This window comes from Flavobacteriales bacterium, from assembly GCA_016124845.1.
Lineage (GTDB): Bacteria > Bacteroidota > Bacteroidia > UBA10329 > UBA10329 > UBA10329.
The window spans coordinates 7501-18947 of the sequence record WGMW01000062.1; the positions used below are offsets into that span (position 1 = coordinate 7501).

At 49.6% G+C, this 11447-nt stretch carries 5 protein-coding genes (1 of these 5 running past the window's edge); 2 read left to right on the forward strand and 3 right to left on the reverse strand.

Annotation, left to right across the window (positions count from 1 at the left end):
- Positions 1–1926: the 3' portion of a T9SS type A sorting domain-containing protein gene (locus tag GC178_18455; protein ID MBI1289549.1), read on the forward strand. 1050 nt of this gene lie to the left of the window's left edge; 1926 of the gene's 2976 nt are visible here — the last part of the coding sequence; its start codon lies beyond the left edge, outside the window; the stop codon is at positions 1924–1926.
- On the opposite strand, the gene GC178_18460 is transcribed toward GC178_18455, so the two are convergent.
- Complete coding sequence (locus GC178_18460) at positions 1927–3162, reverse strand: insulinase family protein (GenBank protein ID MBI1289550.1); 1236 nt, start codon at positions 3160–3162, stop codon at positions 1927–1929.
- 112 nt (positions 3163–3274) lie between these two features.
- Between GC178_18460 and GC178_18465 the strand changes: the two genes are divergently transcribed.
- Positions 3275–5950, forward strand: coding sequence for a S8 family serine peptidase (locus GC178_18465; protein ID MBI1289551.1), 2676 nt, complete (start codon positions 3275–3277; stop codon positions 5948–5950).
- A 51-nt stretch (positions 5951–6001) separates the two neighbouring features.
- Here GC178_18465 and GC178_18470 read toward each other — a convergent pair whose 3' ends face one another.
- Both GC178_18470 and GC178_18475 read right to left on the reverse strand, forming a co-directional pair.
- On the reverse strand, positions 6002–8758 hold the full coding sequence (locus GC178_18470) for a DNA gyrase/topoisomerase IV subunit A (protein ID MBI1289552.1): 2757 nt from the start codon (positions 8756–8758) through the stop codon (positions 6002–6004).
- A gap of 302 nt (positions 8759–9060) precedes the next feature.
- Complete coding sequence (locus tag GC178_18475) at positions 9061–10917, reverse strand: type IIA DNA topoisomerase subunit B (protein ID MBI1289553.1); 1857 nt, start codon at positions 10915–10917, stop codon at positions 9061–9063.
- Positions 10918–11447 lie beyond the last annotated feature (530 nt).

Genomic DNA, 11447 nt, shown 5'->3' on the forward strand with positions numbered 1-11447 from the left:
TTTCCGTGGGCGGCCGACACCTATTATAACGTGGATGGAATACCAGGGTCGTGCGTGCGGATAAAAGGGCATCAGCATTTTCCGAATCAGACGCACACAGATCCAGGGCAATACTGGGATTGGGACCACTTTTACAAGATGGTCAACCCGAACACAAGCACGACTACGCTAACAGCCGCAAGTGGTGACTTCTACGATAGTGGCGGTCAGATCGGAGTTTACAACAGTGATGAGCGCACGTTGACGCTGATCGCCCCAACCGGAGCAAGTTCAGTTTCCGTCACGTTTCAGGAATTTGACCTTGAAACAGATTGGGACTACCTCTATATATATGATGGCACGGATGTGTTTTCGCTATTGATCGGCTATTACACCGGAACAGACAATCCTGGAACGGTTACTTCGAACAACGGAACATTATTGTTCGAGTTCAGAAGTGATTGCGGAACGGCCAATCCCGGTTGGGCTGCCACTTGGCAGTCGAATGGTGCCGATAATATTGCTCCTTCTGTAATGGTCAGTGCCAATAATTGGGAAGCGGACAATTTCTACGCAACCTACACGGAGAACGACAACCAAGGAGGTAGTGCGGTGAACCAAGATGAACGGTTTTCGCAAGTGCTGGATTTCGATGGAACCCGTTGGAGCGGAAATACGGACAACGGTTTCCTGTACGACTTCTTCGCCCCCGCGCTGACTGATTGGGTTTCGCAGACCGGAACTTGGAGTATCAACAGCGGAACAGCTGCGCAATCCGATGAAGGACTGAGCAACACCAACCTGTATATTCCAGTACAGCAGGTTCAGAACAGCAATTATCTCTACTCCTTAAAAATGAAGATGGGAGGTTCGGGAACGGTACGAAGAGCGGGCATGCATTTCATGTGCTCGGACGCCACGTTGGACAATCGCGGCAACTCCTATTTCATTTACCTGCGAGCTGATGCAGACAAGGTTCAGATATACAAGGTGGTCAATGATTCTTGGACGTTGGAAACGGATGATGATCTGGTAGTTGATGCCGACACTTGGTATGACATCAAAACCGTTTACAACCAATTATCTGGAGAGATCCGTGTTTATGTAGATGGTAGCATGGTCAGTTCGTGGACCGATCCGAGCCCGATCACTTCGGGCAACAGCATTTCTCTGAGAACGGGGAACTGTACGGCAGAGTATGACGATGTGCGTGTTTACAAGAGTCGGACAGCGTCACAGTTGGTGACCATTGGCACGGCCAACGATGATGTTCGCTATCAGAACCCTGACCCGAACACGCCTGCATGCGAAATCAGAACGTACATTTTTGACAACGCTGGAAACTGCTCTACGGAAGATGTCACGCAAGTGAATATCGATTGGACGCCACCGGTACTTTCGGGTGTTGCAGATGGAAACTCAACAGATATTGATGTTACCAATGACGGCACGCAACTCTTCGCAAATTGGGCGGCAGCAACCGACCCTCACTCTGGCGTTGACCATTATGAAGTTGCCATCGGTGATGCTGCCGGAGGGACAAACGTTCATCCTTGGAGCAATGAAGGTCTGAACACTTCCATCAATGTTGCTTACACCCTCACGCCAAACGCTTGGTATTACACAACTGTAAAGGCGGTGAATGGCGCTGGATTGGAAGAAGCCGACACTTCCAACGGGCAGCAGTATATCGACATTACGGTTGATGTGGAAGAATTGATAGAGCAATCGGTTTACCCGAACCCGACAACTGGAATCGTTCATCTACCGCAGATTGAAAATCTGAAGTGGCAATTGTTCGATGCCACAGGAAGAATGGTTGCTGAGGGAAGTGGAGAAAAGCAGATCGATCTACGAGCATTCGGGCTGTGCGAATCTGTTTACCTGATGCAATTCAGTACGGATGAAACTCAGACCTCCTTAAAACTTGTTTATCGGAAAGAGTAACTACTTCCTGTTGTAGATCAAATAGCTGAAGTCTTTTTCATTGAACACTTCGTTGGCAATACGAAGCAATTGCTCGGCTGTGAGTTCCTCGATCTTCTCTGCAATCTCTTTCCAAGTGCGCACCTCATCAAACAGAAGAATACTCTTGCCAATGCCCAACATCTGGCTCTGATTATTTTCCTGCCCGATGGCCACTTGCCCCAGCAATTGCTGTTTCGCCTTGTGCAATTGCAACGTTCCAAGTCCTTTTTCTCTGAGAATGCGAAGTTCTTTGTGCGTAAGGTCGATGCATTTGTTCAGGTAACGCTCGTCCATGCCTAAATAGATGGAAAACAGTCCCGTATCCTGAAAGGTGGAATAGTTGGTTTCTACATTATAGGTGTAGCCGTGACGCTCGCGAAGTGTCATGTGCAAGCGGGCGTTCATTCCCGGACCGCCCAAAAGGTTAGACAACAGATAAAGTCCGATGCGGTCGTCATGATCGGCCGGATAGGCCACATTGCCCATCATCAAATGCGTCTGATAATTCGATTTCAGTTGCTCAGAGCGTTTGGGAGTGTAACCGGAAAACGGCTGGCGGTCATGTTTTGCCTCGCTGCGTAATTCCTTATTGAAGTAGCGCTCCAACATGGTTTTCAGCTTTTTCAGATTGATATTCCCAACCGTGCTGATAACCATTTGATCGGTGCGATAGCCGCGTTTCAGAAACTTCTGAACGGCCTTTCCATTGAAACTGTACACACTTTCAGGTGTTCCCAATGTACTTCTTCCAAGCGGATGCCCCGCGAAAACGAGTTCATCAAACTCATCGAATATCATGTCCGATGGCGAGTCCAAATAGGAATTAATCTCATCAACAATCACCGATTTCTCCTTCTCCAGTTCCTTAGCAGGAAACGTGGAGTTGAACACGATATCGCTGAAGAGCTCTACCGCCCGCGCATAATGCTGATTCAGAAATGTGGCATGAACAACGGTTTCCTCCTTGGTAGTGTAAGCGTTCAATTCGCCACCAATGTCTTCCATGCGACTGAGCACATGATAGGCTTTGCGATGCTTGGTTCCTTTAAATATGGTGTGCTCCACGAAATGCGCCAGTCCGTGTTCTTCCGGCAGTTCATCCCGCGAACCCATGTTGACTAAAAATCCTAAATGCGCCACAGGCGAATTGACCGTCCGATGAATACATCGAATACCGTTCGGCAATGTCCACCGTTCAAAATGCTCTTCTTGCATGGGCATCAAAAGTACCGCTTGATCGGCATAGGGTAACCAGCCATTGTGTCAATAAGCACAGTTACCGTCAACCCAGCAACTATATTTACGTCTTGCATTTATTCCAAATCTGATGAAGCAAATATTTACAATCCTTTGGGCGCTGTTGTTTTCCACAGCCATGTTCGCTCAAGAAAGACCGCAAATCGTTCCAGGCAACTTGATCGTTCAGGTTCCAAATGCTAAAATTGAGGATGTGATTGCCGAAAATCAGTTCTTCAACGGTCAACCTACAGGCTTGAAGCTGAATCGACTTCTCTCATCTCCAATGGCCGCCTATCTGTTGGAATTCGATCCGAACATTCATCACGAACAGTTCTTGCAGCAAGTTTGGAATCATCCCGGTGTTTCGTTGATCCAACTGAATCATTACATCCAGAATAGGAACACGACCCCAGACGATCCTCAGCTGAACCAGCAATGGTGGCATATTAATACGGGGCAGAACGGAGGCACGCCCGATGCCGACATTGATTCGGACGAAGCTTGGGACATCACAACAGGAGGCGTAACGGCAACAGGAGACACCATTGTTGCGTGCGTAGTAGATGATGGTGGTGCCCTCAGTCATCCAGACCTAATGGCCAACAACTGGGTCAATTACCACGAGATCCCGAACAATGATCTGGACGATGATGGCAACGGCTACATTGATGATTACTTGGGCTGGAATCCGGTTGACCATGACGACAACGTGGATGGGGGAAGTCATGGTGTGAATGTGGCAGGGATGATCGGAGCGGTTGGAAACAACGGAACCGGAGTTGTTGGTGTGAACTGGAATGTGAAGATCATGAATACCACCTATGGTGACATTGGCAACACCAATAACCCAAATGAGGCAAACGTCATTGAGGCATACACCTATCCGTTGGTAATGAGGCGACTTTACGAGCAGACCAGTGGCGCAAAAGGTGCTTATGTAGTGGTAACAAATTCTTCCTGGGGAATTGACAACGCAGATCCAGCGGATGCGCCACTTTGGTGTGCCTTTTACGATACGCTTGGCATGTCGGGTATTCTGAGCACGGGAGCAACCGCCAACAATAATGTCAATATTGACAATGTGGGCGACCTGCCGACCGCCTGCTCCAGCGAGTATCTGATCGCGGTAACGGCAACAGATGATCAAGACGTGCGGACATTCTCCGGCTACGGACAAACGACCATCGACCTCGGTGCGCCTGGCGATAACGTGCGGACAACGGCTTCCAACGGAACATACCAGACCACCAGCGGAACTTCGTTTGCCAGTCCGGCAACCGCAGGTGCCGTTGCCTTGGCCTATTCCGCCCCCTGTGCCTCGTTGGCAGCCATCTCACATTCCGATCCTGCGTTTGCTGCCCAGATGGTGCGAGATGCCATACTGAATGGCGTGGATCCCGTAAGCAACCTCGCCACAGAATGTGTTACCGGTGGACGACTGAACGTTCGGGGCGCGCTGGACGAAATACTGAACAATTGTTCCTCTGGCGGATGTATTGCGCCCTTCACGTTGATGGCATCCGGCATTTCGGACACCCTTGCCACGATCAGTTGGAACAGTTTGGCGGACATTGATTCATTCAACATCAGCTTTGCTGAAATTGGAGGAAGCGTCACGGACATTGCGAATCTTCCGCAGAACTCCTTCAATCTGACAAATCTGACCGCCTGCACAGATTATTGGTTCGTGGCGCAATCCATCTGCGATGGTGTTGCCGGAGATTGGTCCGACACGCTTTTCTTTGAAACGGATGGCTGTTGCGTACCTCCCACCGGATTTCAACTTGGAAACCTTACTGATACATCGGTTACGGCCACGTGGACGTCCGTTCTGGCGGCCGAAAGCTACCTGATCCAATGGCGAGAAGCAGGGAACTCCACTTGGAACGACATGGATGGGATCACCTCTACCACCTACACCATTGCTGACCTTGCCCCGTGTACCGAATACCAAGTACGAATTGCAACCAATTGCAGCGGTGATTCAACTGTTTTCTCGGCAACTCAAACGCTATCAACATTTGGCTGCGGTGCCTGTATCGATAATGCTTATTGCGCGTCCTCGGGCAGTACAGATTACGAATGGATCGGAAGCATTGAGGTCGGTGATCTTTCAAATAGCTCCTCTGGCTCAGCCAATGGCTATGAGGATTTCACCAACATGTCAGCAACTCTTCAGCGCGGTGATTCCATCGATTTCACATTCACACCGGATTTTGCGGGACAGGCCTACACAGAACACTTCCGCGTTTGGATAGATGCGGATCAAAATGGAGCGTTCGACAACTCTGAACTGCTGGTCGATGATATACCGGGAAGTCAATCGGCTGTTTCCGGAACGATCACAATCCCATCAAACGCTGTCCTCGGATCTACGCGAATGCGTGTTTCCATGGCTTACGGAACCGGTGGCTTTGGAGCTTATCCGCAAACCGCCTGTCAAGAAGGGCAGGATGGCGAGGTGGAAGATTACTGTGTGAACATCATCGATACGATCAGTGGAATTTCGGAAGCTGCTACCACATTTGGCATGAAGGTCTATCCGATTCCAGCACGAACACAACTTACCGTTGAACTTCAAAACCCTGTTTTCGCTCAAACCAACTTGGAAATTGTGGATGCTATGGGGCGAATTGCAATGCTGGCAACATCGTCCGAAAACCGCACGATAATCGATATAAGTCAGCTTTCGGAAGGAATCTATCTTCTACGTGCTGTGGATGTACACGGTCAAATCATTGGAATGTCCCGTTTCGTGAAATAAATCGAATCGTCTTGAAAAGAAAAGGTGGCCCTGAGCCACCTTTTTTATTTGTTAGAACAATCCAAGCTGCCCTTCACTCGAAGAACCATTCTTTGGTGGCGATTTCGGCTTTTCCTCTTTTACTTGTACTTGAGGCTTTTCCTCTTTCGGCTGAGACGCCTCTTCCTCATTCGGAGCTTCCACGTCCAGCTCAATAGTTGGAGATTTTTCGTCTGCTACAACTTCCTGTTCGGATGCCTCAGAATCGCCCTCAGAATCATCTTCGGATGAATCGGCTTCAACCTTCTCAGTTACTGGTGGCTCAAAAGGAATCGGCTCCAGTTGATCGATGGTGTTCACGGTCTCTTTGGTGAGGATGTTGCCTTTGGCCTTCACGCCTTTCACGGCAATGAACTCTTCCACGTTGATCTCTTCGGATTGCGCTTCTTCCTCGCCCGCTTTCTTGCGGAAATTGATCTGCAAGCGCGGCTTCCAATCTGATGCGACCAATTCCAGTTGAAATTCTTCTCCTTCAGGAACAAACTCAACGGGTTTGGTCGATTTCTCCACCAAAAACCGCTTGATCATGTAAAGCTTCTTCTTCGTGTCGAAATACACGACCGTCAGCGGCTTCTCAGGATTCCACTTCTCGATCAGGATCATGTCGTCATCAAACTGCGTGCTGAGGTCGAAACCAAGCAGTTTGTACTCGCCTGCCTGGTTGATGGTCAGGATCTTATCCTCTGGCGAGAATTCGCCCAGTAGTTCGCCTCTCCCTTCTGCATTCAAACGCTGAACGGTATCATCGAACCAGATCTTGCGCGCACCAAGTGTAGAAAGTCCTTTCTCCTTGAACTCGATCTTCTTGAGCGGATTTTTCGAGAACATGTTCCCTTTGGCTGCGCGGCCTTTGATGGCCAGCTCCGCAAAGTCGAAATCGAATTTGAGTTTCTTCAACTTCGGTTTCGGGCGAACGTGTACCGCAATCACCTCAGCTTCGCCATTCGGATTGGCAGTGAACCATTCCACATTGCTGTTCTCGGTTCCTGCCGTGAGGTCGTAATCCTTGTCGCGCGTGATGGACGTGACCGGGAAACGCTTCACGAAATAATTCCCGCGCGGGCCATCACGATATACCATATTATATATGGTGCGCTTGTCGTTCTTACGGAACACGGCCGCGTGAATGATGTCCTTACCAACGAAAACCTTGCTATCGACCTTCACCACTTTCATGAAACCGTTGCGCATGAAAACGATGATGTCGTCAATGTCTGAGCAATCGCAAACGTATTCGTCCTTGCGCATGCCCGTTCCGATGAAGCCTTCTTCGCGGTTGATGTATAGCTTCTCGTTGGCTACCGCAACACGTGCAGCCTGAATGGTATCGAACTGACGGATCTCCGTCTTACGCTCGCGACCTTTTCCGTACTTCTCCTTCAGATTCTTGAAGTAGTTCACCGCAAAATCAACCAAGTGGTCGAGGTCGTATTTCACAGCCGCGATCTTACCTTCCAATGCAGCAATGTTGTCGTCAGCCTTGTTGCTATCGAACTTGGAAATACGCTTGATGCGGATCTCCGTCAAGCGAACAATATCCTCTTCCGTCACCTCGCGGATCAAGTGCTTGATGTGCGGTTTCAGACCTTTATCGATGGCGCTGATCACACCTTCCCACGTTTCCTCCTCTTCAATATCGCGGTAAATGCGGTTCTCAATGAAGATCTTCTCCAGCGAAGCGAAATGCCATTGCTCTTGCAGTTCGCCCAGTTTGATCTCCAACTCCCTTCGCAGCAGATCAAGGGTCTGCTGCGTGTTGATCTGCAGTATCTCCGAAACCGACATGAACATCGGTTTTTCATTCACGATCACGCACGCATTCGGAGAAATGCTCGATTCGCAATCCGTAAACGTGTAAAGCGCATCGATGGTCTTATCGGGCGAAATTCCTGTGGCGAGGTGAATGAGAATTTCCACGTTCTCTGCCGTGTTATCCTCCACCTTCTTGATCTTGATCTTGCCCTTATCGTTGGCTTTCAGAATGCTGTCGATAAGGTTGGAAGTATTCGTTCCGTATGGGATCTCCGTGATCACCAACGTCTTGGTATCCACCTTGCCGATCTTGGCACGGACACGCACTTTACCTCCGCGCTGACCATCGTTGTAATTGCTCACATCGATCATTCCACCCGTTTGGAAATCGGGCACAACAGACGCTTTCTTTCCTTTCAGGATCTGAATGGAAGCATCGATCAACTCATTGAAATTGTGCGGCAGTATCTTGGTCGAAAGTCCGACCGCAATACCCTCAACGCCTTGCGCCAACAGCAACGGAAACTTGACAGGAAGTGTGACCGGCTCCTTGTTCCGTCCATCGTAAGAGGTCTTCCACTCAGTGGTCTTCGGGTTGAAAACCACTTCCAACGCAAATTTGGAAAGTCGCGCTTCAATGTATCGACCAGCAGCAGCACGGTCGCCCGTAAGGGTATTTCCCCAGTTTCCCTGCGTGTCGATTAGTAGTTCCTTCTGCCCCAGTCCAACGATCGCATCGCCAATGGCCATATCGCCATGCGGGTGGTACTTCATGCAATGCCCGATGATGTTCGCCACCTTATTGTAGCGACCATCTTCCAGCTCGAACATGGAATGCATGATACGCGTCTGAACAGGCTTCAATCCATCCTCGATCGTAGGAACGGCACGCTCGAGAATAACGTAGCTGGCGTAATCAAGAAACCAATCCTGATACATCCCGCTCACGGCAATGCTGTTCCCAGCATCGCCATCTTTTCCTTCTTCGTTTTCTATCGGCTCGTTTTCCTCGCTCATGTCTTTCAAGAGGTAATTCGGGAATTAGGAAATGTGTTTCCCCTTCACCGAGGTGTCCTTTTGCTGTTTCTGTAAATAATTAATGTATTCGTTGTGAGTTCCACCATGTTTGTTCGAAGCCATCATATTGATAGTCTACTTGTATGCAAGAACAACATCAAATAGCCGCAGAGACACAGAAAACACAGAGGGTTTCACAGAAATCTCTGTGAAATCTGTGAAAATCTGTGTCTCTGTGGCCAAAAAATGTCTTTTCAAAAGTTATATCTGTAAATGAATACGTACGCTACATTCCCCCTTTTTCACGCTTCAACTTCCTCCTCAACGATATCCTTCTCCACCCTCAAGCGCTCAATGATGAAATCCTGCCTATCGGGCGTGTTCTTGCCCATAAAGAACTCCAACATCTGGCTCAGGTGATCTTCCTTTCTGATCTCCACCGGATCCAACCGCATATCCTCGCCAATGAAGTTCTTGAACTCATCTGGCGAAATCTCTCCCAATCCCTTGAATCGGGTGATCTCCGGATTCCGTCCTAAGCTGGCAATTGCATCTCTCCGTTCTTCCTCCGAATAGCAATAGCGCGTTTCCTTCTTGTTCCGCACACGGAAAAGTGGCGTCTGCAAAATGTAAACGTGCCCGTTCTTGATCAGATCGGGGAAGAATTGCAGCAGGAATGTGAGCAGCAGCAAACGGATGTGCATTCCGTCCACGTCCGCATCGGTGGCAATTACAATCCGGTTGTAGCGCAGACCTTCCAAACCATCTTCAATGTTCAAAGCCGCCTGTAGCAGGTTGAACTCCTCGTTCTCGTAAACCACCTTTCGCGAAAGCCCGTAGCTGTTCAGCGGCTTACCACGCAAGCTGAAAACCGCCTGCGTATTCGGGTCACGGCTTTTGGTAATAGAACCAGAAGCCGAATCTCCCTCCGTAATGAAAATCGTGGTCTCCTCTGCCCTGTCCTTGTTTGAGTCGAAATGAACGCGGCAATCGCGCAATTTCTTGTTGTGCAAGCTCGCCTTCTTGGCTCGGTCACGCGCCAGCTTCTTGATACCCGAAAGCTCCTTCCGCTCACGTTCCGCTTGCTGAATTCGTTTCAACAGCAGTTCCGCTACATCCGAGTTCTTATGCAGGAAGTTATCGAGTTCCGTCTTCAGGAAATCCCCGATAAACGCCTTCATCGAAGGGCCATCTTCTGCCACGTTCTGCGAACCCAACTTCGTCTTGGTCTGGCTCTCGAAAACAGGCTCCATCACCTTCACCGAAATGGCTGCGATGATGCCGCTTCGCACATCGCTCGCATCAAACTCTTTCTTGAAGTGTGTTCTCACCGTTGTCACAAACGCCTCGCGGAAAGCCCCTTGGTGCGTACCGCCCATGGTCGTATGCTGTCCGTTCACGAACGAATAATATTCCTCACGGGATGAATTGCCGTGCGTGATAGCCACTTCAATATCCTCGCCTTTCAGGTGAATGATCGGGTAGCGGATCTCATCATCGATCTTCGCCTCCAACAGGTCTTTCAACCCGTTTTCCGATGTCAGCTTCTCGCCATTGAAAACAATTGTCAAACCTGGGTTCAGGTAGCAATAGTTCCACATCATCCTCCGCACAATATCATCGCGGAAATGATAGCCCTTGAAAAGCGTCTCGTCTGGCTCAAAGTAGGTCAGCGTTCCCTTGCGCTGGCTACTCGGCTCAATGGCCGCATCGTTCGTTATCACACCTTTCTGGAACTCCGCCAGTTTCGTCTGCTCCTCACGGAAACACTGGATCAGGAAGTTCGAAGACATCGCGTTCACCGCCTTCGTACCAACCCCGTTCAGACCCACCGACTTCTTGAATGCAACCGAATCGTACTTCGCGCCCGTGTTGATCTTGCTCACACAATCCACCACCTTCGTCAGCGGAATACCACGACCGTAATCGCGCACACGCACCGAGCGGTCCTTCACCGTCACCTCAATGGTCTTGCCATTGCCCATCACAAACTCATCAATGGAGTTGTCGATCACCTCCTTTATCAGGATGTAAATACCATCGTCCGACTGCGACCCATCGCCCAGTTTTCCAATGTACATCCCGGGCCTCAGCCGAATGTGCTCATGCCATTCAAGCGACCGTATCTGTTCTGCGCCATACTTGGTTTCTTCCGCCATTTCCTTCAGCCTACGTTCCGTTCTTGAGGACAATAAATATAGTATTAGACCCATGCGGGGTCGAGTTTATTGTGCTTCGGTTTTCAACAGGGATTTGAACAGGAAAAACGCCTATCCGAAACCCCTTTACATCAAACCAAACGACCGCGTCACCCTGAACTTGCCTGCAGTGAGCATGTCGAACTGTCAAAGGGTCTTACCCCTACGAATTTCCCTTTTCCCCTTTTTCGTATCCCCCTTTTCCGGGGGCGTTCCCGCGCGTGGGCCGCTGAGTGTCATCCTGAGTAACGGACGCAGTGCGATGTAACGAAGGACAACGAAGCGATCAGGGCGCGGGCGGGCTTTTCGCTATATCTTTTTTGCCTGCGGACAAAAAAGGATGCCGCTCTAATCCCTTATATGTTTGTTTTCAAGAGTTGAGTAGCTTGGCATTGGAGTTGGACGATCCCTTGGGGCAATGACCCTGTGCGTTAGTTTCTTCCCTCTGTCAGGTTGAGTCTGCGGTATGACCTGGTACATGGATGCCGAAA